The 26598-nt window shown below is 70.7% G+C and carries 19 protein-coding genes and 2 pseudogenes; 10 read left to right on the top strand and 11 right to left on the bottom strand.

What is annotated here, in order from left to right; genetic code table 11:
• Window positions 1–20: 20 nt before the first annotated feature.
• On the bottom strand, window positions 21–644 hold the full coding sequence (locus tag ACZ3ZD_RS33920) for a ScbR family autoregulator-binding transcription factor (protein ID WP_467406154.1): 624 nt from the start codon (window positions 642–644) through the stop codon (window positions 21–23).
• Window positions 645–774: 130 nt separating this feature from the next.
• Here ACZ3ZD_RS33920 and ACZ3ZD_RS33915 point away from each other — a divergent pair, with 130 nt between their 5' ends.
• Window positions 775–1662 carry a ScbA/BarX family gamma-butyrolactone biosynthesis protein gene (locus tag ACZ3ZD_RS33915; protein ID WP_467406149.1) on the top strand — a complete coding sequence of 296 codons (888 nt, stop codon included), beginning with the start codon at window positions 775–777 and terminating at the stop codon, window positions 1660–1662.
• A gap of 77 nt (window positions 1663–1739) precedes the next feature.
• On the opposite strand, the gene ACZ3ZD_RS33910 is transcribed toward ACZ3ZD_RS33915, so the two are convergent.
• Entirely contained in the window at window positions 1740–3164 is a 1425-nt protein-coding gene (locus tag ACZ3ZD_RS33910; RefSeq protein WP_467406276.1) for an MFS transporter, read from the bottom strand.
• A 273-nt stretch (window positions 3165–3437) separates the two neighbouring features.
• Here ACZ3ZD_RS33910 and ACZ3ZD_RS33905 point away from each other — a divergent pair, with 273 nt between their 5' ends.
• Window positions 3438–4064, top strand: a complete 627-nt coding sequence (locus ACZ3ZD_RS33905; RefSeq protein ID WP_467406145.1) for a TetR/AcrR family transcriptional regulator — start codon at window positions 3438–3440, stop codon at window positions 4062–4064.
• 104 nt (window positions 4065–4168) lie between these two features.
• Here ACZ3ZD_RS33905 and ACZ3ZD_RS33900 read toward each other — a convergent pair whose 3' ends face one another.
• Window positions 4169–4906, bottom strand: a complete 738-nt coding sequence (locus ACZ3ZD_RS33900; RefSeq protein ID WP_467406272.1) for a ScbR family autoregulator-binding transcription factor — start codon at window positions 4904–4906, stop codon at window positions 4169–4171.
• 207 nt (window positions 4907–5113) lie between these two features.
• On the opposite strand from ACZ3ZD_RS33900, the gene ACZ3ZD_RS33895 reads away from it, so the two are divergent.
• From ACZ3ZD_RS33895 to ACZ3ZD_RS33875, 5 genes are all read left to right on the top strand, one after another.
• Complete coding sequence (locus ACZ3ZD_RS33895) at window positions 5114–6022, top strand: quinone oxidoreductase family protein (protein WP_467406142.1); 909 nt, start codon at window positions 5114–5116, stop codon at window positions 6020–6022.
• Window positions 6023–6261: 239 nt separating this feature from the next.
• Window positions 6262–9657 (top strand): carboxylic acid reductase, encoded by a 3396-nt coding sequence (car, locus tag ACZ3ZD_RS33890; protein ID WP_467406138.1) that lies wholly within the window; start codon window positions 6262–6264, stop codon window positions 9655–9657.
• Entirely contained in the window at window positions 9654–10418 is a 765-nt protein-coding gene (locus tag ACZ3ZD_RS33885) for a glucose 1-dehydrogenase (RefSeq protein WP_467406134.1), read from the top strand. Before car ends, ACZ3ZD_RS33885 begins: the two co-directional genes overlap by 4 nt.
• A 146-nt stretch (window positions 10419–10564) precedes the next feature.
• Window positions 10565–11218: a ScbR family autoregulator-binding transcription factor gene (locus ACZ3ZD_RS33880; protein WP_467406132.1), complete on the top strand. Its 654-nt coding sequence runs from the start codon at window positions 10565–10567 to the stop codon at window positions 11216–11218.
• 131 nt (window positions 11219–11349) lie between these two features.
• Complete coding sequence (locus ACZ3ZD_RS33875) at window positions 11350–11928, top strand: dihydrofolate reductase family protein (protein WP_467406129.1); 579 nt, start codon at window positions 11350–11352, stop codon at window positions 11926–11928.
• 239 nt (window positions 11929–12167) lie between these two features.
• On the opposite strand, the gene ACZ3ZD_RS33870 is transcribed toward ACZ3ZD_RS33875, so the two are convergent.
• Window positions 12168–13076: a squalene/phytoene synthase family protein gene (locus tag ACZ3ZD_RS33870; protein WP_467406127.1), complete on the bottom strand. Its 909-nt coding sequence runs from the start codon at window positions 13074–13076 to the stop codon at window positions 12168–12170.
• Between the two features lie 44 nt (window positions 13077–13120).
• Here ACZ3ZD_RS33870 and ACZ3ZD_RS33865 point away from each other — a divergent pair.
• Window positions 13121–13858: pseudogene (locus tag ACZ3ZD_RS33865) on the top strand (transposase); the annotation flags it as partial.
• A 70-nt stretch (window positions 13859–13928) separates the two neighbouring features.
• Here the strand turns inward: ACZ3ZD_RS33865 and ACZ3ZD_RS33860 are convergent.
• The 4 genes and pseudogenes from ACZ3ZD_RS33860 to ACZ3ZD_RS33845 form a co-directional block, all read right to left on the bottom strand.
• Complete coding sequence (locus ACZ3ZD_RS33860) at window positions 13929–14468, bottom strand: GNAT family N-acetyltransferase (protein WP_467406268.1); 540 nt, start codon at window positions 14466–14468, stop codon at window positions 13929–13931.
• 777 nt (window positions 14469–15245) lie between these two features.
• Window positions 15246–16115, bottom strand: a complete 870-nt coding sequence (locus tag ACZ3ZD_RS33855) for an IS5 family transposase (protein ID WP_467406124.1) — start codon at window positions 16113–16115, stop codon at window positions 15246–15248.
• Between the two features lie 260 nt (window positions 16116–16375).
• Window positions 16376–16471 (bottom strand): annotated as a pseudogene (locus ACZ3ZD_RS33850) (IS5 family transposase); the annotation flags it as partial.
• Between the two features lie 20 nt (window positions 16472–16491).
• Window positions 16492–17226, bottom strand: coding sequence for a dienelactone hydrolase family protein (locus ACZ3ZD_RS33845; RefSeq protein ID WP_467406122.1), 735 nt, complete (start codon window positions 17224–17226; stop codon window positions 16492–16494).
• A 570-nt stretch (window positions 17227–17796) separates the two neighbouring features.
• Between ACZ3ZD_RS33845 and ACZ3ZD_RS33840 the strand changes: the two genes are divergently transcribed.
• On the top strand, window positions 17797–22785 hold the full coding sequence (locus ACZ3ZD_RS33840) for a family 43 glycosylhydrolase (RefSeq protein ID WP_467406120.1): 4989 nt from the start codon (window positions 17797–17799) through the stop codon (window positions 22783–22785).
• Window positions 22786–22979: 194 nt separating this feature from the next.
• Window positions 22980–24014, top strand: a complete 1035-nt coding sequence (locus ACZ3ZD_RS33835) for an iron-containing redox enzyme family protein (RefSeq protein ID WP_467406116.1) — start codon at window positions 22980–22982, stop codon at window positions 24012–24014.
• 46 nt (window positions 24015–24060) lie between these two features.
• On the opposite strand, the gene ACZ3ZD_RS33830 is transcribed toward ACZ3ZD_RS33835, so the two are convergent.
• From ACZ3ZD_RS33830 to ACZ3ZD_RS33820, 3 genes are read right to left on the bottom strand one after another with little or no spacing between them, the layout of a single operon-like run.
• Entirely contained in the window at window positions 24061–24288 is a 228-nt protein-coding gene (locus ACZ3ZD_RS33830) for a CDGSH iron-sulfur domain-containing protein (protein ID WP_467406113.1), read from the bottom strand.
• 47 nt (window positions 24289–24335) lie between these two features.
• Window positions 24336–25505, bottom strand: coding sequence for a carboxylate-amine ligase (locus ACZ3ZD_RS33825; protein WP_467406112.1), 1170 nt, complete (start codon window positions 25503–25505; stop codon window positions 24336–24338).
• Window positions 25498–26496 carry a methyltransferase domain-containing protein gene (locus tag ACZ3ZD_RS33820; RefSeq protein WP_467406108.1) on the bottom strand — a complete coding sequence of 333 codons (999 nt, stop codon included), beginning with the start codon at window positions 26494–26496 and terminating at the stop codon, window positions 25498–25500. Before ACZ3ZD_RS33820 ends, ACZ3ZD_RS33825 begins: the two co-directional genes overlap by 8 nt.
• Window positions 26497–26598 lie beyond the last annotated feature (102 nt).

The following is a 26598-nucleotide window of genomic DNA, read 5'->3' as shown; positions in this document are numbered from 1 at the left end:
CCGGCGAGGACGGCCTGCTCTCAGGTGGCCCGGGCCAGGGCGACGGCCCTGTGCGGCGAGGTGTCGAGTCTCGCCAGCACCCCCGGGGAGGCGATGTTGGGCAGGACCAGCTCCAGGAAGCCGGAGACCTCCTCGCAGAGATCGCCGTCGGGCAGCGCCTCGGTGATCAGCCGGATCCCGGTCCAGGAGGCGGTGAGCAGCCGCGCCACCTCCGACGGCTCGACGTGGCCCAGCAGTTCGCCCTGCTCCCGGGCGGCGCGCAGCAGCTCCTCGCCCGCGCCGATCCACTGCGGCCAGCAGGTGCCGAACAACCGGCGCGCCCTGAGGTCGACCGACAGCCGGACGGTGGCACCGAGCAGCGGGTCGCGGGGCAGCCGGTAGCCGAGCAGCAGCGCCGTGTCGACCCATTCCTGCAGCTTGACGGGCTGTGGCGGGACCGGTCCGAGGGCCGCCGTCTCGTCGAGGATGGCGCGTGCCAACTGCTCCTTGGAGGCGAAGTGGAAGTACAGGCCTCCACGGGTGAGCCGGGTGCGCTCGATGAGGCCGCCGATCGTCGTGGCGTCGTACCCGAACTCGTTGAACATCGCGGCGGCGGCCTCAAGGATGACCCGCCGGGTGTGGACCGCCCGTTCCTGCCTCCTCACGCAGCACCTCCCCGGCAAAGCCCTTTACTAGTGCTTGGTTTCACACTTACCTTGGTAAAAAACCGAACGGAGAGCCGGTACTTTAACAGCGTACCGAGTGTGACCCGACCAACTTCGATCAGGGGGACCGTTGAACGACGTCACTCTCGCACCGCACCTCCATGTCCCGTCACCGGCGCTCCTCTGCTCGTATGCCCATCTGCGGCGCGAGGAGTACTTACTGGTCACCGGCTGGACGCGGCTGACCGCCCGGGACTTCGCCCTCGGGGTCACGTGGCCCGCCGTCCGGGGCGACCTGCCGTACGACCCGCGGGTCCTCGCGCAGACCGTCCGGCAGACCGGACTGGTCGTGGCGCACGCCGAGTTCGGCGTTCCGCTGACCCATCAGACCATGCTGAGCACGCTCTCCTTCAGCATCACGCCGGGCCTGCGCCTACCCCGCGGCCGGACATCGGCGTTGGACGTGCACGTCACCGTGTCGGAGAGCGGGAGCAGGCGGCGTACGGCGAGTGCGCTGCACATGTCCTTCCAGGTGCGGCGGGAGGGGGTGACGGTGGCCCGTGCCGCGAGCGAGTTCGCCTGGGTCTCGGAGCGGGTCTACGGGCGCGTCCGCGGTGCCCGGCGCACCGTGGACTGGGGGGCGTGGCCGGTGCCGGCGCCACTGGACGCCCGGCTGGTCGGGCGCGCCGGCGCGGCGGACGTGGCACTGGCCGCGGGAGACCGCCCGGGCCGCTGGCTGCTGCGCAACGACCCGGGCAACCACCTCCTCTTCGACCACCCGGTCGACCATGTGCCGGGCCTGGCGCTCCTGGAGTCCGCCGACCAGGCGGCGCGGGCCCACCGCTCGCCGGCTCCCTTCGCACCGACCCGGGTCGAGGCCGACTACTGGCGGTACGTCGAGTTCGACCAGCCCTGCTGGATAGAGACCGAGCCGCTGCCGGAGCCCGGTTCCGTCCGGGTCACGGGAATCCAGGAGGGCGAGCCCGCCTTCCGCGTGGACTACCGCACGGGCGCCTGACGTCGGGACACGGCTGGGCCCTGCGGTCCGGCCCCTGGTGGCGGGGGCCGGACCGCAGGGCCCAAAGGGCGGGTGCGTCAGTGCGTCGCCGGTACGGTCCCGGCTTCCGCGTCCGATCCGGTGGCCGTGCCGTCCTCCTTCGGTACCCAGCGCAGGGCGAGGACGCCGAGGGCCAGGCAGAGCAGGCTCGCCACGCCGACCGCGACGTGCAGACCGGCGAGGAAGGCGTCCTTGGCCTCCGCGGCGGTGGCGGCGGACACTCCCCGCGTGTCCAGCGTCTCGTCGAGCGTGCCCGCCACGTCGGGGCCGGCCAGCCGGAAGATCAGGGCCGCGAGCGAGCCCAGCAGCGAGATGCCGAGCGCGTTGCCCAGCTCGTTGCTGGTCTCGGCGATCGACGCGGCCGACCCGGCGCGCTCGGCCGGCACCGCGGCCACGGCGGTGTCCGCGACCAGGCTGAAGGAGAAGCCGTAGCCGACACCGGTGACGACCGTGGAGGCGATGAACGCCGCCACGCCGTGTTCGGTGGTGGTCAGCAGCAGGAGCAGCAGGCCGACGCCCATGAAGAAGTGCGAGGCGATCAGCGCCGACCGCTTGCCGATCCGGTCCACCACACCGCTCGCCCCGATGCACGAAGTGGTGAGCACCGCCGCGCCCGGCAGGGCCAGCAGGGCCGCCGTCAGGACGCTGTAGCCGAGGACCGACTGCAGGTACATGCCGCTGAGATAGCCGGCCGCGGCCCAGGCGACGAGCGAGAGCAGGCCGGTGAGGATCGCGACGGCGAAGACGTGGTCCTTGAACAGCCGCAGGTCGAGCAGCGGGTACTCGAGCCTCAGCTGCCGGCGCGCGAACCACACCAGGATGGCGACACCGACGACCCCGATGGCGAGTTGCGTCGCGGAGAAGCCCTCCGCCGCCGCCGACTTGACCGAGTAGACGGCCAGCAGGATGCCGACGGCGGACAGCACCACGCTGAGGGCGTCGACCCGGCCCGGGTTGGAGGTGCGGACCTCGCGCAGCAGCACCGGCGCGAAGACCACGAACAGCACGACGACCGGAATGTTGATGAGGAAGACCGAACCCCAGTCGAAGCGGCTGAGGAGCAGCCCGCCGATCACCGGTCCGACCGCGAACCCGGCGGCGAAGGTGGCCGCGAAGATGCCGATGGCCTGGGAACGTTGCCTGGGATTGTGGAAGAGGTTGCCGATGATGGCGAGTCCGGCGGGCAGCAGGGTGGCGCCGCCGAGCCCCATCAGTGCGCGGCAGGCGATGAGGACCTCGGGGCTGGGCGCGAACGCGGCGCCCGCCGAGCCGGCGCCGAAGACCACCGCACCGGTCACCAGGAACTTGAGGCGGCCGTAGCGGTCACCGAGGTTGCCGAAGGCGATGAGCAGGGACGAGACCACGAAGCCGTAGATGTCCAGGATCCACAGCGCCTGGTCGGTACTGGGCGTGATCGCGGACGTGATGCTCGGCATCGCGAGATAGAGGACGGAGCCGTCCATCGCGACGAGTGCGACCGGGCCGAGCACGATAACGAGGCCCAGCCAGGCCCGTCGGTCGGCACGCTCCGCGACTAAGTCGAGGGAAGTCACGGGGGCAACCTTTCAGGAGAAGGTGCGAAGAAGTTCGAAAAACGCTGCATACGGCGTACGCGACGAGGCTGCATACGGTGTACGCGCCAGCCGGTGCGTACACCGTACGCCAATTCTGTGCGTACGGTGTACGCAAGCTGTTGGGTATAGTACCTCATGACCTTCAATGCACAAGGCAGGCAGGTGAGTTCACGCGGCCTGTCGCGGGGTGCGATCGTGGCGGCCGCGGTCCGTGTCGCCGACGCCGAGGGAATCGCCGCGCTCTCGATGCGGCGTCTGGCGACCGAGCTGGACTCGGGCGTCATGTCGCTCTACCGGCATGTGGCCAACAAGGACGCGTTGCTCACCGCGATCACCCGCGCGGCATGTGAGGAACACCCCTATCCGGAACCCGCCCCGCCGGACTGGCGCGAGGCGATGAGACTCGCGGCCCGGCTCGACTGGGAGGTGTACTGCACACACCCCTGGGCGCTGGTGACGTCGAGCTCCGCCCGGCACTTCTCGGACACCTCGTGCCTCGACTGGATGGTCGACGCGCTCGCGAACCTCACCGACGACCCGGACCTCGCGCGGTCCTTCTCGATCGCCGTGTGGTCGTACGTGCAGGGCGTGTGCATCCAGCACCTGGCCCAGCAGCTGCTCTCCGGCGGGGACAAGCCCGAGCAGTCACCCCTGAGGGCGACCGTGGAGGACTTCGAACTGGGGCTGGAGACCCTCCTCGACGGCATGGAACAGCGCGCCGCACAGCACGGGTCGAACCCCGCCGGGCCGCCCTCGACCCGGACCTTCCCGACCACCGGGCCCCGCTGACCCGGCTCCCAACTTCCGGCTCCCGCCGGGCAGGACGGTGGTGTCCGGCCGGGAGCCGGCACGTCCCCACCGGCGGCGGCTCTCGCGGAGCCGCCACCGCGGGCTCACGAGGCGGAGCCACTCATCTCCCGATGGGGAACACAGCACAGCTCCGCGTCGGACATCGAGCCGCAGGTGTGAGGCGCGGCCCCGTCCGACCGCCAGTGTTCCAGCGGCGGTTCGCCGACCGCGGCGGCGAAGCTGCCGGCGGCCTCGATCCGGTCCCGTACCTGTTCCGCGGCCAGCCGGGGCAGCACCAGCCGCCAGAACGGCGTCACCGACTGCGCGATCCGGTCCCGGGCCGGATCCCGTTCCAGCCCCTCCAGCCCGGCCATCAGCGCCGTGAGGGCGGAGACGGCGTCGTCCAGATCGACGTCGGCCGCCAGGTCGTCCTGCTGCCGGGCGAGGTCGAGCAGCCCGCGCACCCAGTGCCGCCAGTGCTGCCACAGACTCACCCCGCTGCGCCAGGCCGCGTCGTGGGCGAGCGCGAAGCCGGCGCGCAGCACCGGGTCACACGCCACCCGCCGGGCGAGGGTGTGCGAGGTGTCCACGAGGAACTGCAGGGGCGCGGGGTGCCGGTCCGGGACCTGCCCGGTGACGCACAGCAGGATCTCCACCGCCGTCGACTCGACCGCCGCACCGAGGGCCTGCTTGGTCCCGAAGTGGAAGTGGAACGCGCCGCGGCTGACCCCGGCCAGGGCGCAGATCTGCCCGACGGAGGCTCCGGCGAATCCGTCCCGCTCGAAGAGTTCGGCGGCGGAGCGGATCAGTTGTCGTCGCGTCTTTGCGGCACGGTCCTGCATCACGAGGCGCACTCCGGGAGGAGGAGAAGGAAGGAGCGGAATCGGTGAGCGGGGAGTGACCGCGCGCGGACGCGTCGGGCGGCACTGCCGGATGCCCGACCACGGCGGACTCGCAGGCCCCCGCCCCGTGCACCGCTCCACTCCTACCACGTCACCCGCGCACCGGGTACGGAACGTCACCGACAGTGGCGCGATATCGTACCCGTCATGATCGCCATACGGTTCGACCGCTTCGGCGGTCCCGAAGTACTCACCGTCGTCGACGTGCCCGCCCCGGTGCCCGGCCCCGACGAGGTCGTGATCACCGTCGAGGCGGCCGGGGTGAACTTCGCCGACATCCACCAGGTGGACGGCTCCTACCTGGACGCCGGGCTGTTGCCCCACATTCCCGGCAGCGAGGTCGTGGGCCGTACCGAGGACGGCCGGCGGGTGCTGGCACGCGTCTCCCACGGCTATGCGCAGCGGGCCGTGGCCAAGGAGTCCGCGCTGACCGAGATCCCCGAGGACCTGGACGCCGGGGCGGCCCTCGCCCTTCTGGTGCAGGGTCTGACCGCCTGGCACCTGCTGCGCACCGCCGCCCGGATCCGCGAGGGCGAGACCGTGGTCGTCCACTCCGCGGCGGGCGGTGTCGGCTCGCTCGCCGTGCAGCTGGCCAAGGAGTTCGGCGCCGGGCGGGTCTGGGCCCAGGCCTCCACTGCCGAGAAGCGCCGGCTCGCCCTGGACCTCGGCGCGGACGCCGCCGTCGGCTACCCGTTGGACGAGCGCGCCGACGTGATCCTGGACGCCGTCGGCGGTGAACTCTTCGACAGCGCACTGGAATCCCTCGCCCCGGGCGGGCGCCTGGTCAGCTACGGCAACTCCGCGCGGACGGGATTCACGCCCGTCGACCCGGCCCGCCTCGGCCGGCTGAACGCCGCCGTCGTCGGCTTCTGGCTGCGTCCCACACTCGCCGTACCGGGCGCGTTCACCGGGCCGCTGAAGGAACTGCTGTCGCTGACCGCGGACGGCAGCCTCAAGCCGGTGGTGCACCAGCCCTACCCGCTGGCCGAGGCCCGCCGCGCCCATGAGGACCTGCTGGCCCGGCGCACGGTCGGCAAGGTGGTGCTGCGGCCCTGACAGGGCTCCCGGGCGGCCCCCTCCACCCGGGCCGCCCCCGTCGCCGCGGGTGTCTGCCGCCGACCTGACAGATCGTCGGCCGATTGCTCAGAGATCCCGTCACCTGTGCCTATCTTCGGAACACGAGCCGGAAGCGTGGCGTGCACATCCTTCAGCCGCTCCCTTCCCCCTCCCTGAAGTCGGCCGATCCTGCGACGCGGAGACCCAGTATGCGACTTGCGCAAGTGGTGGCATCTCTCATGGAGCGCCACGCGGACCGCCCCGCCGTCGGAGAACGCGTGAAGGAGTTCACGCGGGACCCCGGCACGGGCCGGGTCGCGATCCGGCTGCTGCCCGCATACGAGACGACCAGCTACCGCGAGATGTGGGCGCGGGTGAGGGCGGTCGCCGGTGAGTGGCACCACCGTCCGGACCACCCGCTGACCGCCGGTGACCGGGTCGCCCTCCTCGGTTTCACCAGCCGCGACTACGCGACGATCGACCTCGCCTGCATCCACCTCGGTGCCGTCACGGTCCCGCTCCAGACCAGCGCCGCGCCCGCCCAGCTGCGCTCGATCATCGCGGAGACCGAGCCGTTCGTCGTGGCCGCGAGCCTGGAGCGGCTGGACGCCGCGGTCGACCTGGTACGCGACAGCGATTCGGTGCGCCGGCTCGTGGTCTTCGACGTCCACCCCGAGGTGGACGACCACCGCGAGACCCTCGCCGCGGCCCGTGAGCGCCTCGCCCGGACCCGGCCCGCCGTGGTCGTGGACACCCTGGCGGACATCATCGGGCGGGGCACCGGCCTGCCCGAGGCCCCGCTGTTCACGGCGGCCGACGGCGAGGACCCGCTGGCGATGCTCATCTACACCTCCGGCAGCACCGGTACGCCGAAGGGCGCCATGTACACCGAGCGGCTGGCCGGCGCGATGTGGGGCGGCGCCTGGGCGAAGCTCTTCGACGAGACGTACGCGGTCACCTTCCACTACATGCCGATGAGCCATGTGGCCGGGCACTCCTCGCTGAAGGCCACCATGGTGCGCGGCGGGACCAGCTACTTCACGGCCAGCAGCGACCTGTCGACGTTCTTCGAGGACATAGCCCTGGCACGGCCCACGGAACTGTCCCTGGTACCCCGGGTGTGCGAGATGCTCCACCAGCGCTACCTCGGCGAGGTGGACCGGCGCACGGCCGCCGGCACGGACCGCGAGGTGGCCGAGGCCGAGGTGCGCGCGGACATCCGGGACAACGTCCTCGGCGGCCGGGTCACCTGGGCCAGCAACAGCTCCGCGCCGCTCTCCGCCGAACTGACCGCGTTCACCGAGTCCCTGCTCGGTCTGGAACTGCACAACGTCTACGGCTCCACCGAGGCCGCCGGAGTCTCGGTGGACGGTGTGCTGCTGCGCCCGCCGGTGGTCGACTACAAGCTCGCCGACGTGCCCGAACTGGGCTACTTCCGCACCGACTCGCCGCATCCGCGCGGCGAACTCCTGCTGAGGAGCGACGCCGTCATCCCCGGCTACTACCGGCAGCCCGAGCTGTCGGCGGAGCTGTTCGACGAGGACGGCTACTACCGGACCGGTGACATCGTCGCGGAACTGGAACCCGACCGGATAGCGATCGTGGACCGCCGCAAGAACGTCCTGAAGCTGTCCCAGGGCGAGTTCGTCGCCACCTCCAGGCTGGAGGCCGTCTTCGCCGCGAGCCCCCTGGTGCGGCAGATCTTCGTGTACGGCAACAGCGAACGGTCCTACCTCCTGGCCGTCGTCGTTCCCACCCCCGAGGCGCTCGGCGCGGCCGGCGGCGACGAAGGGGCCCTGCGGCGACGGCTGAGCGGGTCCTTCCAGGAACTGGCCAAGGAGGCCGGGCTCAACTCGTACGAGATCCCCCGTGACGTCCTGGTCGAGACCGAACCCTTCAGCCAGGCGAACGGCCTGCTCTCGGACCACCGGAAGCTGTTGTGGCCCCGGCTGGTGGAACGTTACGGCGAGCGTCTCGAGCAGCTGTACGCCGACACGGCCGCCCGCGAGCGGGGAGAGCTGGCGGCGATCCGCCGCGCCGGCGCGGACCGGCCGGTGCTGGAGACGGTGCAGCGGGCCGCCCGGGCGCTGCTGGCCGGGTCGGCGGCCGAGGCCGGCCCGGACGCGCACTTCAGGGACCTGGGCGGGGACTCGCTGTCCGCGGTGTCCTTCTCGGGCCTGCTCGAGGAGACCTTCGGCGTGCGGGTGCCGGTGGACATGGTCATCAGCCCCGCGTACGACCTCCGGCACCTGGCCGAGCACATCGAGGCCCGGCGCGGGAGGGCCACGGGGCGGCCCACGTTCGCCTCGGTGCACGGCGAGGGCGCGGCCGAGGTGCACGCGAAGGACCTGACCCTCGACCGGTTCGTCGACGCGCGCGTCCTCACCGACGCCCGGGCGCTGCCCCGCGCGGAAGGGGAGCCGCGCACCGTGCTGCTGACCGGGGCGAGCGGCTACCTGGGCCGCTTCCTCGCCCTGGAGTGGCTGCGGACGCTGGCGCCGGCCGGCGGCCGGCTGATCGCGCTGGTGCGCGGGAGGGACGCGGTGGCGGCCAGGCGGCGGCTGGACGCGGCCTTCGACAGCGGCGACCCCGAACTGCTGCGGACGTACGAGGAACTGGCCGCCGGCCACCTGGAGGTCCTGGCCGGTGACATGGCCGAGCCGCGGCTCGGCCTGGACGAGGCGTCCTGGGACCGGCTGACCGACGACGTGGACCTGATCGTCCACGCCGGTGCGCTGGTGAACCACGTCCTGCCCTACCCGCACCTCTTCGAGGCGAACGTGGTCGGTACCGCGGAACTCGTCCAACTGGCCCTCACCCGCCGGGTGAAGCCGTTCACCTACATCTCCAGCGTCGCGGTCGCGACCTCCCGCCCGGGCCGGCCGGCCCTGGACGAGGACACCGACCCCCGCGTCGCCATGCCCGTCCAGCAGGTCGACGGCGGCTACGCCGGCGGATACGCGACCAGCAAGTGGGCCGGCGAGGTGCTGCTGCGGGAGGCGCACGAGCTGTGCGGTCTGCCGGTCACCGTCTTCCGGTCCAACATGATCCTCGCGCACAGCCGGTACGGCGGACAGCTGAACGTCCCCGACATGTTCAGCCGCCTGCTGTTCAGTGTGCTGGCCACCGGGATCGCACCGCGCAGCTTCTACCGCGGGGACGCCGGACGGGCCCACTACGACGGTCTGCCGGTCGACTTCACCGCGGCGGCCGTGGTCGCCCTGGGCGGCCGTGGCGCGCCCCGGTCGCCGTCGGAGTACCGGACGTTCAGCCTCGTGAACCCGAACGACGACGGCGTCTCCCTCGACACCTTCGTCGACTGGCTGACCCAGGAGGGCCACCGCATCGAGCGGGTGGACGACTACGCCGACTGGTACCTGCGGTTCGAGGCGGCGATGCGCGCCCTGCCGGAGGCACAGCGGCAGTACGCGGCGCTGCCCATCCTGCACGGCTTCAGGGAGCCCGAGGAACCGGTGCCCGGATCGGTGATCCCCTCCGACCGGTTCCGCGCCGCCGTCCGGGCCGGCGCCATGACCGCGCACCAGGACGTTCCGAGCCTCGGCCGGGACCTCGTGGCCAAGTACGGGCGGGATCTGCGGAACCTGATGACGAACGGGGCAGGTGTACGGGTATGAACAGTGGTCTTCTCACCGGGAAGGTCGTCCTGATCACCGGAGCGAGCAGCGGCATCGGCGCCGCCGCGGCCGACGTGTTCTGCCAGGAGGGCGCGGCGGTGGTCCTCGCCGCGCGCCGGGAGGACCGGCTGGCCGAACTGACCGGGCGGCTGCGGGACAAAGGCGCCGAGGCCGCCCACGTGGTCTGCGACGTCACCGACGCCGACGACGCGGCACGGGCCGTGGAGTGCGCCGTCTCCGCGTTCGGACGGCTGGACGGGGCGTTCAACAACGCGGGCATCGGGGGCGACCGCACGCCGCTGCACCTGATGTCCGACGACGTCTACGACACCATCATGGACGTCAACGTCCGGGGCGTGTGGAACTGCCTGCGCCACGAGATCGCCGCGATGCTGCGGTACGGCGGGGGCGCCATCGTCAACAACAGCAGTGTGGGCGGGCTGGTGGCGATCCCCGCCGCCGCTCCCTACGTCGCCGCCAAACACGCGGTGGTCGGCCTGACCCGGGCGGCGGCGGACGAGTACGCCCAGGAGGGGATCCGGGTGAACGCCGTGGCCCCGGGCACCACCCGCAGCGAGATCACCGAGGACTGGTTCCACCGCAACCCCGGTCTGGAGCGGATGGTCAACTCGATGACACCGCAGGGCCGTACGGCGGCACCGGAGGAGATCGCGGCCGCGGCGGCCTGGCTGCTGAGCGACCGTTGCCCGTTCCTGACCGGGACGGTGCTCCCCGTGGACGGCGGCTTCGTCAACCACTGACGGGCCGCCCGGGACGCGGAGCCGGATCCATCCCCCGTCTCCGGCTCCGCGTCCTCGCGTGCCGCCCCCGGGGCAGGCCGGGAAGGCCTGGTACCATACCGGACCTTCCGTGGCCGACGGTCGACGGACCGACGTTCCGGCGGGGCGTGGGAGAGAGACTGGGAGGCGGCCGAGTGGCGCGTCAGGAGCGTGGGATCCGCACGCGGGAGTCCATTCTGGAAGCCATGGCGAGCCTCTTCATCGAGGTCGGCTACGAGGCCGCCACCATCGCGGCACTCGTCGAGCGGACCGGGCTGACCAGGGGCGCGCTGTACTTCCACTTCCCGACCAAGGAAGCGATGGCGCGCGGTGTGCTCGACCGGGCCGTGACCCGCGAGGGGATCCTCCCGCAGACGTACAAGCTCCAGGAGTGGGTCGACCTCGGTCTCGTCCTCGCCCACCGGCTGCCCCACGAGCCGATGCTGCGCGCCGCCGTGCAGCTGTCCGTGGACCCCAGGGCGCGCAGCCTGTTCGGCACCCGCTGGCCGGACTGGATCAACCTCGGAGAGGGCCTGCTCGTCGAGGCCGAGGAGCGGGGCGAGTTGCTGCCCCACGCGGTGCCGGCGGAGATCGCGCGGCTGGCGGTGGGCGCCTGGACCGGTGTGCAGCTGGTGACCGAGGCACTGCCGGACGGCCCGGACCTGTCCGAGGAGATAGCGCGGCTGTACCAGCTGATCCTGCCCAACGTCGCCAGCACCGGCGTCCTCGCCAAGCTGGACACCTCCCCCTACCGGGCGAAGCGGCTGCTCGGCGTCTTCTAGGGCCTGTCGGGAGTCGTGATCACGCGTTACTCCGTTGTCCCTTCTTCGGCTGGTCCGCATACTGGAGCCCAGCCGATCTTGCACGGCCTGCACCGAGGCGGCCGTGTGCCAGAGCAGAGACGAGCATCCTTTTGCGCACACTCACGTACTATGTCGCGGCGACGCTCGACGGCTTCATAGCCGGCCCGCAGGGCGAGTTCGACTTCTTCGGCTTCGAGGGCGACATCGTCCAGGAAATCCTGACCGAGTACCCCGAGACCATCCCCGTCCAGGGCCGCGGACCACTGGGCCTGGACGACGCGCCGAACAAGCGCTTCGACACGATCCTGATGGGCCGCGCCTCGTACGCGCCCGGTCTCTCCCTCGGAATCGCCAGTCCCTACCCGCACTTGAAGCAGTACGTGTTCTCTCGCACCCTCACCTCCCAGGACCCGCAGGTCGACGTTGTCTCCGGCGACGCGGTCGCGTTCGCCCGCGGACTCAAACAGCAGGAGGGGCAGGGAATCTGGCTCTGCGGCGGCGGCAAGCTGGCGGCCCAACTGCTGCCGGAGATCGACGAGCTGATCACCAAGCGCAGCCCCATCGTCCTCGGCGCCGGCATCCCGCTGTTCGACGGCCCCTTCACCCCGACATCGTTCACCCTCACCGCAACCCGCACGTTCGATACCGGTGTGGCCATGCAGACCTACACCCGCGAGACCGCCGCGTAAGCCCCTGCACCGTCTCCGACGTGTGCTCTGGTCGCGCAGGCACTCCGGATAGGGGCCATACTGCCCTACTGGCAGGTGAGGCCGAATCAACTCCCGGGCGCTGTCGTGCAGTACGTGTCTCAGCACACGGGCGGTCTACCAGTTCGATCGCGGCTTTCGGAAGCGATCGCCGGGACCGAGATCACGACTCCGTACACGCCCTGGTCAGACTTTGGCCCGACCGTGGCTGGGTGAGCTGATCAGTTCCCCTTACGCGCCTTCCGGCGGGCTTCCAGCAGCACTCGCAGCGAGCGTGCCAGCGGTGGAGTCGTCGAGCCGCGCAGAACCCCCGCACCGCATGCCAGTACCGCGTCCGCGGTCAGCAGTTCGATCTCGACCAGCGCGCTCAGCAACGGCCGGCTCGGGACCGCAGCCAGGGCAGGCAGCTCCCGGGCCGTTTCCAAGGCGGCGCGAGCCAGCTTCACCTCATGCTTCACCAACTCCCTCAGGCGCCTTGTATCGCGGCCCGCTGCGAGGTCCTCCACCGTGACCGAGAATCGTTCCAGCGTCTGCGATGGGATGCCCATCCGTCCCTCTTCTACGTCTTCAGCGAGGTCGTTGACGAAGTCCAGCCGCTGGCTGCCATCGATGAACCTCCGGCACGCCATCCGATACCGCTCGGCGCCGAGCTTGGGCTCCAGCAGCACGCCGACCAGCATGAAAGCAGGCAGTGCGTAGGCATCCACATAGGCCTGGTAGTCAGCCTCGCCGGCAAAGCCGGCGAACTGCAGCTCTGCAGGGGCGGTGGACAGATACTCGTGCACTACCTCCTGAAGCCGCGGATACGCAGCAATCGTGTGCAGCAGCGTTCGAATCAGCGGGTCGTCGCTCAGCCCCGTCTCCAGGGACTTGCGCACCTGCTGCTCCCAAGAAGCCCATGCTGCGGCTCGCTGCGGCTTCGGCCCGGTGTCCAGAAGGTTGTCCCCGTGGTGCATCACGGCCGTCGCTGCCACCACGTGGGGGAGCATCGGTCGCGGCAGCAACATGCGCGCTGCAAGGTACGAGGTGCGGCGGAATCGCGCCACCGCTTTCCGCTGGGCATCGTAGTCGCGCTGCAGACCCGGCTCCCAGATACCCGCCGTGGTCAGGCTCTTGGTCCACTTGCTCATAGCCCGATCGTATGTGTGTGCCCCAACGAGGCCCCCTGAAGTGCGCCGCCCTGCACGCCTTCCAGAGCAAGGACGGCGGCCTGACCAGGCCCGACGCCCGCGTCATCCTCACCATGGCGCCGACCCCGGCGAAGGCCGCGAAGCTCACCCTCGCCCAGCTGCGCGCCGGGCTGAAGCTCAGCGGCCGCACTCGCGCCTTCGACACCGAAATCGAGCGGCTGCGGGGCATCTTCCGTTCCGAGTACGCCCGCCAGCTTCCGGCGGTCGCATTCGGTCACCAGCTACTGGCCCTGCTCAGGCAACTGGACGCCACGTGCCTTGCCGCGGACGACCTCGCCATTGCCGTCGAAGCCGCGTTCCGCGAGCACGCCGACAGCGAGATCCTTCTCAGCTTCCCTGGCCTGGGCCCCTTGCTCGGCGCCCGGGTGCTCGCCGAGATCGGCGACGACCGCAGCCGCTTCACCGACGCCAGAGCCCTGAAGTCCTACGCGGGCTCCGCACCGATCACCCGCGCTTCCGGCAGGAAACACTTCGTCGGCCGCCGCTTCGTCAAGAACAACCGCCTCATGAACGCCGGCTTCCTCTGGGCCTTCGCGGCCCTGCAGGCCTCACCTGGGGCCAACGCGCACTACCGGCGCCGACGCGAACACGGAGACTGGCACGCCGCAGCCCAGCGCCACCTGCTCAACCGCTTCCTCGGCCAACCCCACCACTGCCTGAAGACGCGGCAGCATTTCGACGAACAGCGCGCTTTCGCACCGCTCCTTTCAGTGCCTGCATGACCCCGAGCCCGCCCGGCTCCGCCAACGAGAACAACGGCACTTCGACGGAGCCACGCTGTCGAGCGCGAACTCAATCAGAGGGGGTGACCGGGGCCCGCAGGCCGAGCCATTGATCGGCGTCCCAGGCCCGGAACCGCTCCGCTTCGGTGAACCCCAGCTTTGTCGCGAGGCGCATCGAACGGATGTTGGCGGTCTGAGTGGCGAGCACCACTGGCTCACCCGGAAGGACGTCTTCGAGCCAGTTCAGTGCCGCCGCGCACGCCTCGGCGGCATACCCGAATCCCCACGCCCGCGGCAGGAACAGGTAGCCGAGATCGACCTTCCCCACGGCGGCGGGGCAAAGGTGCTCCGTTGCTCTCCTGAGCAGGATCTGGCCGATCATCGCCCCTTCGAGATCGACGACGAAACTCCCGGGCCGCCGTCCGGGCACCTCGGGCATCTCGCGCTCAAGCTCGTCACGAGGGCGGGGACCGCCGAGGTAAGTGTGCACCTCCGGTGAGGCGTGCAGCTCGATGAACGCCGCACGGTCCCGGGCTTCGGACTCACGCAACACGAGCCTCTCGGTCTTGATCGGTGCAGGCGGCCACGCAGCAAAATCGAGATCATCCATGTCGGCCAGCCAATCAGCGGTCTCAGTAGCGATCAAGACTCGCGGTCCCTCTTGACTTCTTAGCCCGCTGAGATGTCTTGACCGCGCCCGCTACCGGCGCCGTCAGACTGCGGACAAGGGGGTCCCCTGCACGCTGCTCCCTCGTGTCCCCGCCCACCAGGGCGGCCCGAAGCGAAGGAGCCACCGCGATGACCACCCCCCGACCCCCGGTAGGCGCCCGGAGCGCCCGCCCCGACCACGGGCCCGACCACCAGCGGGCAAGCCGTTCCGGCCTCCTGTGGTGCGCACTCGGGAGCCACTGCGGACCCCACTTTGGTGCCCGACACCGAGCCGGACGGAGAAAGCCGAGTTCACCACGCAGATCCGGGTGCGCCGCCTTGTCACCACCCTCTTCTCCCCTTCTGAACTTCTCTGTGATGTCCGTGGAGGAGGAGATCATCGGGTCGGGGGGCCGGGTGCCCTCTTCGGCCGGGCGCGGCCGGTACTCGGCAGGTGGCCGCGCGCGCCAGACGACGGGGAGGGAGCGCAGCTGATGGAGTGCTGGAGGTCGCGACGGTCGAACAGATCCAGCAGATCTCAGCCCCGCACCTGGGCTACCGGCACACCGCCAAGCCGAACCCGTCGAAGCGGAAGCAGGCCCACACCGCCTCCCACACGGGCGCGCTGTCCGATCTGCGCAAGCACGGCCTGGCGGAGAACGGCAGGCAGATTACGGGCAGGGACACGCTGCGCAACCTGACGCCCATGGGCCTTAAGAGGTCGTTTTCTCCCGACATTTCATCCCGGAATAGGCGTTTGATCCCGGCATGTCGGGTCGCGCCAGGAGATGGTGGCTTCGTTGGTGAGGCGGCGGGCCATCAGGTCGGTCATGGCGAGGTGGATCATGGCTTCGGAGCGGGCGGGCAGGGTCTCGTAGTCACGGGCCAGGCGGCGGTGGAACATCAGCCATCCGTAGGTCCGCTCCACGGTCCAGCGTTTGGGTAGCGGGGTGAATCCTCTGGTCCCTGGGGTGCGTTGGACGATTTCCATGTCGATGCCGAGGGTGGCGGCGTGCTCGACGAGGTGCTGGCGGTAGCCGCCGTCCACCCAGACTTTGCGGATGGTGGGGTGGGCGGCCGCGACCTGGTCGACCAGGTGGGTGCCGGCGACGGAGTCCTGCACGCTCGCGGCTGTGACCAGCACGGCGAGCAGCAGTCCGAGGGTGTCGGTGACGATGCTCCGCTTGCGGCCGACGATCTTCTTCGCCGCGTCGGTGCCCTGCCCGGCGGCCGGAACGCTGGTGGAGGTCTTCACGCTCTGCGCGTCGATCACGCACGCGGACGGCTCCGCATCCTTGCCCTCCCGCTGCCGTAACGGCCTGCGCAGCACGCCGGTGAGCTGGGAGAACACGCCGTCTTTCTGCCACTTGGCGAAGTAGCCGTACACGGTCTCCCAGGGCGGGAGGTCGCGCGGGAGGTAGCGCCACTGCACGCCGGTGCGGTCCACGTAGAGGATCGCGTTCATGATCTCGCGCAGATCGTGCTCGGGCGGGCGTCCGATGTCCAGTGCATGTCGGCGCCGCTCGGCCCGCCAGGCGGACAGCACCGGTTCGATCAACTCCCAGCGGGCATCGGACAGATCACTCGGATACGGGCGACGCTCGGTCATGACCTGGACATACCGCCAGTCAGGGGCGTGCGCCCAGGCGTGCACCGCCGGCGGCGGAAGCATGCGGACCGGCGTCTTGGGATGAGACAGGCGCAAGCCGCAATCCGCCCCAGCCGTCACACCGTCCAGCGCATCCGTCACCTCGCTCCCGCCAGCACCGCCGAAACGACGACCCACCCTCAGAAAGTGCAGGTCAAAGCGCACCTCAAGGGAGAAAACGACCTCTAAGACGTCGTTTCATCCCGGTTTTATTCCGGAATCTACTGTTTGGTCTGTGGTGTCGGGTCGCGCCAGGAGATGGTGTTCTCGCCGGTGAGACGGCGGGCCATGAGGTCGGTCACGGCAAGGTGCATCATCGGTTTTCCGGGCCGGAGCCTCAACAGTTGCCCATAGCGCGGCCGAGGAGGCGGAGCAGGTGGTCCCAGTGAAGCTGCAGTGCGGCGGGGTTGAATGCGTCGGTGTCGGCCATGGTGAAGCCGTGGACGGTGTCGGGGTAGATCTCGGAGGTGTAGTCGACACCCGCGGCGTCCAGGGCCTGGTTGAGTTCGGCGAGGGCCTCGGGCGTCAGGTCGGTTTCGGCGTGGCCGAAGTGGACCTGGGCGGTGAGGCGGCGCAGGCTGTCGGGCCCGGCGGCGCCCACGGGGGCATGGAATCCGGCGACGGCGGCCACCTTGCCGGGGTGGGCCGCGGCGGTGTGCACCGCCAGGAGGCCGCCTATGCAGTAGCCGGTCACCGCGACGGGTCCGGCGCCGGCCTCGGGCTGGGTGGTGAGGAACCCGAGGTAGGCGTCGGCGTCGCGCAGGGTCCGTTCGATGGTGTGCGCCTCAATCAGGGGCATCAGCCGACCCATGACCGCGGTCCGGGCCTCTTCTCCGATGTGCTCGGGAAGTTCGACCACAGGTGCCGGGCCGTGACGGTAGAAGAAGTTGGGGACGAGCACGTAGTACCCGTGGTCGGCCAGTTCGCGGGCCATCTCCCGCAGCACGGGCCGGATGCCGAAGCCATCCGCGTACATCAGCACCCCTGGGTGCCGCTCGCCGTCGTCGGGGAAGGCGGCGAAGGCATCGGCCTGGCCGTCCGCGGTGGGAATCTGCAGCATCTTGGTGGGCATGAACTCTCCTGTCGTGGTTGATGTGTCCTGTAATCAACACGACGAGGGTGGAGCCCGCGCAGCAGCGCAAAATCCTCGAACGAACAGCGGGCTCGTACTGGCCCGCATGGCGCTCAGAAGGGCACCGGGTCACCGATCCGTGTGTGGCGCAATGCCGTCCCGGTAGTCATCCCCGCAATCTAGTCCACCGAACAAAGCCGACGCCAGCACCCCCAGCCCACAGCGCGGTTCGCGAGAATGATCCCGGCCAACGCCTCGGATCCTGAACCCGGCCAATGTGCTGACCGTGACTCCAGTACCAGGCTTGGGGCCGCACGGTCCTCACCGCATTTCTGAAACACGCCCTCTAGTCACCGCTGTGCCGCACGCCGGCCGCCAGGAGCAACTACCCGCCGGAGCCCGCGCATCGGAACGCCTGCGCCCCGTTCGTTCGACCTGTCGGACATTGTTCGAAAACCCTTGACTGCACCGCACCCCGGCCGACACTCTCGCAACACGACGACGTCACACAGCCGAAACGGCAGGGTGCCCACGGCCGAGGCCCCGCCATGCGTCAGCAGGGAACCTCATATGCCGTACATCGCACGCGCCCGCAGCCGCGCGAGACGTCTCGCGGGTCGACTCGCCGGTCTGACCGCCGCGTCGCTGTTCCTGGGCCTCGCCGCACCCGCCGTCCCCGTGCAGGCCGCGGGCCCGGCCGACGCCGCGGAGATCACCGACGGTCTGGCCCTCTGGTACAAGCTCGACACCGCCTCCGGCAGCACCGTGACCGACGCCTCCGGCCACGGCCGGGACGGCACCGTGAACGGCACCGCCGACTGGTCGGCCGCCGGCCAGGGTCTCTCCTTCAACGGCTCCGACACCTACATCAAGCTGCCGGACGACGTCATGAAGGGCATGGACGCGATCAGCGTCTCGACGGACGTGCTCGTGGACTCCACGCAGAGCACGCCGTACTTCCTCTACGGCTTCGGCAACTCCAGCGGCGGCAACGGCAACGGCTACCTGTTCACCACCGGCAACTCCCTGCGCACCTCCCTCGCCACCGGAAACTGGTCGACGGAGCAGACCACCAGGGCCGCCGACGGGCACAACCTGACCCGCGGGGTCTGGAAGCACCTCACCTACACCCAGTCCGGCACCACCGGTGTGCTGTACGAGGACGGCGTGGAGGTCGGCCGGAACACGTCGGTCACCCTCACTCCCGGCGCGATCGGCTCCGGCACGACCACCGCCGACTACATAGGAAAGTCCCTCTACTCGGGCGACCGGCTCTTCAAGGGCCGTATCCGCGACTTCCGGATCTACGACCGTGCCCTGACCGGCTCCGAGGTCGAGCAGCTCTCGCTCCCCGTCGCCACGCAGGGCGTCGCCGACGACAAGGCCGCCCTCGGCCTCGGCGACACCAGCGGCGTCACCGCCGACCTGGTCCTGCCGAAGACCGGCACGGCCGGCGGCTCCACGATCGGTTGGACCAGCGACAACCCGTCCGTGGTGTCCGACAGCGGCAAGGTGACCCGGCCCGCCGCCGGCGAACCGGACGGCCACGCGACGCTCACGGCGACCCTGCGGAAGGGCACCGTGACCGACACCAAGTCCTTCCACGTCACGGTCCTGCCCGCCTTCGACGACAGGACGGCCACCGAGCAGGCCGCCGAGGCCCTCACCGTCCACAACCTCGGCGACGTACGCGGCAACCTCACCCTGCCCGCCCAGGGAGACTTCGGCACGGACGTCACCTGGTCGTCCGCCGACCCGGACGTGGTCTCCGCCGACGGGGTCGTACACCGCCCCGCCCACGGCGACGGCGCCACCACCGTCGACCTGACCGCCACGGTCACCAGGGGGGAGGCCAGGACGACCCGGACCTTCACCGCGGAGGTCCCCGAACTGCCGGAGAGGGAAGCCCTCAAGGGCTACATGTTCAGCTACTTCACCGGCGAGGGCACCGCGGACGGCGAGCAGCTCTACGCCGCCCTCAGCAAGGGCGACGACCCGCTGCACTGGCGGGAGTTGAACGACGGCAAGCCGGTGCTGACCTCCACGCTCGGCGAGAAGGGCCTGCGCGACCCGTTCATCATCCGCTCCCCGGAGGGCGACAAGTTCTACCAGATCGCCACCGACCTCAGGATCTACGGCAACGGCGACTGGGACGCCGCCCAGCGCACCGGCAGCAGGTCCGTCATGGTCTGGGAGTCCACCGACCTCGTCCACTGGACGAACCAGCGGCTGGTGAAGGTCTCACCCGACAGCGCGGGCAACACCTGGGCCCCGGAGGCGTTCTACGACGACAAGCTCGGTGAGTACGTCGTCTTCTGGGCGTCGAAGCTGTACGACGACGACGCGCACTCCGGCGACACGTACAACCGCATGATGTACGCGACCACCCGCGACTTCTACACCTTCAGCAAGCCCAGGGTCTGGATCGACCGCGGCTACTCGGTCATCGACTCCACCGTCATCCAGCACGACGGCACCTACTTCCGGCTCTCGAAGGACGAGCGGAACAACACCTCCTCCACGCCGAACAGCAAGTTCATCTTCGAGGAGAAGAGCGACTCGCTCCTTAACCCGTCCTGGGACGCGGTCGCCGAGGGCATCGGCAAGGGCGCGATGAGCGCGGCCGAGGGACCGCTGGTGTTCAAGTCCAACACCGAGGACAAGTGGTACGCGTTCCTCGACGAGTTCGGCGGCCGGGGCTACATCCCCTTCGAGACGAACGACCTGGCCTCCGGCCACTGGACCCCGGTCACCGGCTACGACCTGCCCGCCAGGCCCCGCCACGGCACGGTCCTCCCGGTCACCCAGGCCGAGTACGACCGCCTGCTGCGGGCCTACCAGCCGGACCAGCTGGTGGAGGGCGTCGAGGACGTCACCGTGCAGACGCGCACCGGTGAGGCGCCCGTCCTGCCGGCCACCGTGATCGCCACCTACGCCGACGGCGTCAAGCGGCCCGTCGCCGTCACCTGGGAGGACGTACCGGCGTCCCGGTACGCGCAGGCCGGCACCTTCACGGTGACGGGCAGCCTGCCCGACGGCGCGGCGATACCAGTGCGGGCCCGGGTCACCGTGTCCGAGGAGGGCCCCGGCGTCCCGGCCGACCTGCTGCTGCACTACGACTTCGACGAGACCGGCGGCACCATCGCCCGTGACTCCAGCGGCCACGGCTACCACGGCACCTACGTCCACACGCCCGACTTCGGCACCGGGGTCGAGGGCGGCTCGTTCAGGATGTCCGGCGGTCCGAGCTCCTCGACCACCTCGCCGTACGTCCGTATCCCGAACGGCGTGCTGAAGAACGCCGACAGCGTGACCGTGTCGACGTACGCCAAGTGGAAGGGCGGCGACTCCTTCCAGTGGCTGTTCGGGCTCGGCCCCGACAGCGACAGGTACCTCTTCGCCACCCCCTCCAACGGCGGCTCCAGCCTGTACTCGGCCATCACCAAGGCGAGTTGGCCGGCCGAGTCGAAGCTGGCGGCGGGTTCGCGGCTCACGCCCGGCGAGTGGCGGCACGTCACCGTCACCCTCGACGGCACGACCGGCACGATGGTCCTCTACGTCGACGGCGTCGAGGCGGCCCGTACCACGACCACCGTCAAGCCGTCCGAACTGTACGACGCCGGCAAGGACAGCACCGGTTACATCGGCCGCTCCCTGTACTCGGCCGACCCGTACTTCGGCGGCGAGGTCGACGACTTCCGCATCTACGACCGCGCCCTGACGGCCGCCGAGGTCATGGAGCTGAGCGGTAACACCGCGGGCATCGCGAAGGCGACGCACCCGGCGCTGAAGGTCGACGCCCTCATCGACAACGCCGACAGCAGGATCACCCTGCCGTTGAAGGAGGGCACCGATCTCACCGCGCTGGCCCCGGAGTTCACCTTCGCCCACGGCGCGGCGATCAGCCCCGCCTCGGGCAGCGTCCGGGACTTCAGCAAGCCGGTGACCTACGAGGTGACGGGATCCGACGGCACAAAGCGCACCTGGACGGTGTCCGCGCTCGTCATGAGGAGCCCGGTCCTGCCCGGGCTCAACGCCGACCCGAACATCGTCCGCTTCGGTGACACCTTCTACCTCTACCCGACGACCGACGGCTTCGAGGGCTGGAGCGGTACGCGGTTCACGGCGTACTCCTCCAAGGACCTGGTCCACTGGAAGGATCACGGTGTCATCCTCGACCTCGGGCCGGACGTCTCCTGGGCGGACAGCAGGGCGTGGGCGCCGACGATCGCCCGGAAGGACGGGAAGTACTACTTCTACTTCTGCGCCGACGCCAACATCGGCGTCGCGGTGTCCGACTCGCCGACCGGTCCGTTCAAGGACGCGCTGGGCAAGCCGCTGCTCAAGGCGGGCCAGTACAGCGGCCAGATGATCGACCCGGCGGTCTTCACCGACGACGACGGCCGGTCGTACCTCTACTGGGGCAACGGGCACGCGTACGTGGCGCCGCTGAACGCCGACATGACCTCGATCGACACGTCGAAGGTCGAGGACATCACCCCGAGCGGCTACAACGAGGGCTCGTTCGTCGTCAAGCGCGGGGGCACCTACTACTTCATGTGGTCGGAGAACGACACCCGGGACGAGAACTACCGCGTCGCCTACGCCACCGGCCCCTCCCCCACCGGCCCGTGGACCAAGCACGGTGTGATTCTGGAGAAGAACCTCTCCCTCGGTATCAAGGGCACGGGCCACCACTCGGTGGTCTACGTCCCGAAGACCGACGAGTGGTACATCGCCTACCACCGGTTCGCCATCCCGGGCGGTGACGGCACACACCGCGAAACGACCATCGACAAGCTGGAGTTCGACTCCGGCGGCCTGATCAAGAAGGTCGTCCCGACCCTGACCGGCATCGACCCCGTCGTCAACAGGAAGCCGTCGATCGTCTCCGCCACCGGCCCGGCGTCCCCCGCCCCGGCCGGCCAGCGCGTCACCGTCACGGCCGGGTTCCGGGACGCCGACGTCGGTGACACCCACACCTGCACGATCGACTGGAAGGACGGCACGGACCCGACGGCGGGCACGGTCGACGGCACGACCTGCCGGGCCGGGCACGCCTACACCAAGGCCGGCATCCGCCGCCCGGAGGTCACGGTCACCGACAACGACGGCGGCTCGGACGGCACCACCCTCCCCGAGCTGGTCGTCTACGACCGCGCCGCCGGCCCCGCGCTCGGCGCCGGCCTGATCACCTCGCCGGCCGGTGCCTACCCCGCCAAGCCGGGCCTGACCGGCACGGCCGCCTTCTCCTTCGGCGCGGTCTACCCGAAGGGGGCCACCGTCCCGAGCGGCACGGCGACCTTCGACTTCGGCGCGGCGAAGCTCAGGTTCCGCTCCACCGGCTCCGACTGGCTCGTGGTCACCGGGTCCACGGCCGTCTACCAGGGCTCCGGCACGGTGAACGGCAGCGGTGGCTACGGCTTCCGGATCACCGCCACCGACGGCCCGGACAGCTTCCGGATCACGCTCTGGAAGAAGTCCACCGGAGACGTCGTCTACGACAACACCACCGGCGCCCGGACCACGGGCCTCGTGCTGGTCGGCAACCGAGGTTAGATCCCGAGCCGGCGCCGGAACCCCGCTCGCCGAGCGGCCGGCGCCGGACGGGACAATGGGGCCGTCTTTCAGCCGATTGCACCGGATCGTCACTGTCCGTGTTGATGTGTCCGTCATGGTCCCGTACGGTGATGAGGTGGTTGGACACGTGACAACCGGCCGCTCGCCAGGACGGCGGCCCCGAGGAGGCTGACGTGGCTGCTGCCCGCCCACTTGTCCCCGACCTGTCGGATCAGAGCGTCGCGAAGCTGCCCGAGCCCCGGGGGCCGGTCACGGAAGCCCTGGTGCGGGCGCTGGCGGGCGCGCCCGGTGACTTCTCCTCCCCCGCCGGCGGCGAGGAGGACCCGCTCACGGGCGACGACCTGCACCTCGCTCTCTACGTCTGCTACGAGTTGCACTACCGGGGCTTCGCCGGCGTCGACGACCGCTGGGAGTGGGAGCCTTCGGTGGTGGCCCTGCGCGGCCGGTTGGAGCGGACCTTCGAGGAGGCGCTGCGCGACCGGTTCGGCGCCGTGGCACCCGGGGACGTCGCCGCGGTCGTCCCGGCGCTGACGCGGATCGCCGAGCAGCCGGGGCCGCAGCTCTCCCACCATGTGCGGGCGGAGGCGGATCTGGCCCAGGTGCGGGACTACGTCATCCACCGGTCCGCGTACCAGCTGAAGGAGGCCGACCCGCACGCCTGGACCATCCCGCGGCTGACGGGAAGGGCGAAGGCGGCGCTGCTGGAGGTGGAGTTCGACGAGTTCGGCAGCGGACGGCCCGAGCGCATCCACGCCGAGCTGTACCGGGAGACGATGCGCGCGCTGGACCTGGACGAGCGCTACGGCGGCTACCTGGACGTCATTCCAGGGACCGCCCTGGCGACGGTCAACATCATGTCGCTGTTCGGACTGCACCGGCGGCTGCGCGGCGCGCTCGCCGGTCATCTCGCGGTCGCGGAGATGACCTCCTCTCTGGCGAACAAGAACGTGGCGGAGGGCATGCGCAGGCTGGGCCTCGGCTCGGCGGCCACCGGTTTCTTCGACGAGCACGTGCTCGCCGACTCCGTGCACGACATGATCGCGCTGCACGACCTGGTGGGCGGTCTGCTCGCGCAGGAGCCCGCGCTCGCGGAGGACGTGCTCTTCGGCGCCACGGCGTGGACCGGCGTCGACGCCCTGTTCGCCGAGTACCTGCTCTCCTGCTGGGCGGAGGACCGCCCCTCGCTGCGAACGGTCCCGGCCGGGTAACGGGCGCCGGTCGCCTGCCGGGTTCGGGGTGCGCGTCGCCGGTCCGCTACTCGGCATCGCGGCGACGGCCGCGTCCCGGGTCGCGGAAGCGGGTCAGCTTGTGGGTGCTGTCGCACCACGGCTTCTGCGCGGACCGTCCGCAGCGGCACAGGGCCACCACCGGCCGGGTGACGTCGGTCACCGTGCCGTCGGCGTCCACGACGCGGTGGGCGCCGCGCACCAGGAGGGGGCCGTCCGGGTAGGCGGTGATCACGCATTCGGGCTCGCTGCGCACGCTGTCTCCTCCTTGTTCGATGCCGTCGTCCGGTGCCCCGGCCTCGCTCAGGGTGACGGTGTGGGCCGGGTGTCCCCCGTCTCCGCGACCAGCAGGTCGACCACGTCCGCCAGTTCGCCGCCGTCGGCGAGGGCGCGGCGCTGCCGTTCGGCGGAGGTCCCCCGCCGTAGCGTCCGGTCCACCAGACCGGTCATCTCTTTCCAGTCCCCGGCGTCCGTGAGGGGGCCGCGTACGTGCTCCAGCAGCCGGTGGACGAGGTCGGCGGCCGGTACCAGCGCGACCGCCAGGGGGTCCACGAGCTGTTCGGTGAGCCCGTACCGGACGGCCCGCCACTTCGCGACGTTCAGCAGTTCCGGGTCCACCCGGGGAGCCGGCACCCCGTCGGCGATGTCGGTGAGGCCCTGGCGGACCAGTGCGCGCGCGAGTCCGGCCTGGAGGACGGCCTCGTCCACGGTGGTGCAGGCGTCGGCGATGCGGAACTCCGCGGTGTGGTAGGTGGTGCCCGGCCGGACGTCCCAGAAGACCTGCCCGAAGTCCGCGGCTGCCCCGACCTCGATGAGCCTGCGCACCCGTTCGCGGTGTTCGGCGTAGGAGGCGAGCGTCGGTGGCATGCCCGCCATCGGCCAACGGGACCATATGATGCCGCGGTAGCTGGCGTGACCGGTGTCCTCCCGGTTCCAGAACGGGGAACTGGCCGACAGCGCCGCCAGTACGGGGACCCACGGGCGGACCCGTTCGATCACCGCCACGGCCGTGTCGCGGTCCTCGATTCCCACGTGCACGTGGCAGGCGCAGACCAGGTGCTCGGCGGCGAGGCGACCGTAGACGCGGGCGATGTGGTCGTAGCGGGGCCGGGCCGTGAACCCCACCTCGCGCCAGTCGGCGAGCGGGTAGGTGCCCGACGACACGACCGCGAGGCCCTGTCGGGCGGCGGCCCGGGTCAGGGTGTGCCGGCCGGCGCGCAGGTCGGCGCGCAGGCCGTCCAGGCCGTGACAGATGCCGGTGCGGCTCTCGATCATGCAGGGCCGCAGTTCCGAGCTGTACGTCGCGCTGCCGTCCTCGCCGTGGTGCCCCCTCAGGTCGTCGAGCAGGGGCGCGCTGTCGGCGAGCCGGCGGGTGCCCTGGTCGAGGACGAAGAACTCCTCCTCGACTCCCACGGTGAGCGGTCCGTCCCCGGGCCGCGCGGCGGGTTCGTCCCTCGGTCCGGCGTCAGACATGGCGGCGCCGCGACTCGTCGGGCAGGCTCACGACCCGGAGCGGAACGCCCCACCGGTCCGGTACGGCGTCGAGCGTCTCCAGCGCCCCGGTCACGGACCGGCAGGCCAGCCGGAGCAGCGGCAGCAACTCCCCCGGCGGCAAGGAGACGTCCGGCGCGGACACCCCGTCCGGCGTGCTCTCGGACCATCGGCAGGACAGCCCGACCACGAGGTAGTGGGGGGTGCCGTCGTGGGTCCGCAGGAGCGGGCCCTCGCCGGACGCTTCCAGGTCGCGTACCCGTGCCATGTTGTCGCGGGTGTGTTCGCCGAGCCGCAGGGCGCCCAGGGTGAGCGAGGTGATGCGGTAGCCGTGCTCGTGCAACAGGGCCGCCGCCCGGCGGGGCGTGGTGTAGCTGCCGATCGTCAGGGCGAGGTCGGAGCGCAGCGCCGAGGCGTGCCTGAGCACGTGGCGGACGAGGTTCAGCCCGTCCGGCCCGCCGTCGATGGAGGTGCGGCCGCCGGTTGCTCCGGGCGAGGGCAGCGGCACGTACGGCGGGTTGCTGGTCATCACGTCGGGTGCGGCGGTGAACGGGCACGTGTCCAGCAGTTCGGTGGACGAGAGGGCGGTGTAGTCGGCGCGGCCGAACGACACCTCCTCGCCGGACACCCCGGTGCCCCGGGTGGCGTAGTGGGCGTCGGCCCACGCCAGGCTGTCGGCGGAGATGTCGACGCCGTGCACCCGAGCGGCACGGGCGCGCGCCACCGCCGCGGCCGCCGCGCCGCTGCCCGAGCCGAGGTCCAGCACCGTGGCTCCCGGGGTGACGACGTCGACGGTCGCCCACACGCCGACCTCGGTGTCCACCGGGTCGAAGAACACACGGGCCCGCCCGGGCGGGGTGCGGTCCGCGGGCCGCAGGTGGTGGTAGTCGGTGACCCGGGTGACGGCGGCGCCGCCGTACGCCCGTTCGGCGATGGCACGGTCCGACGCGTCCTTCGATGGCGAGGCACTCACCGATACCTCCTGAGCGGAGACGTGGTCGGGACGGAGCGCTTCCAGCTAACCAGCAAAAGCAGAAGACCGGCAGTGGGCGACTGTTCTCCACCTGATTGGCCG

The sequence above is a fragment of the Streptomyces sp. NPDC023481 genome (assembly GCF_055560195.1).
Note: the sequence above shows the minus strand (reverse complement) of the source record. Positions and strands in the feature narration are given on the sequence as shown.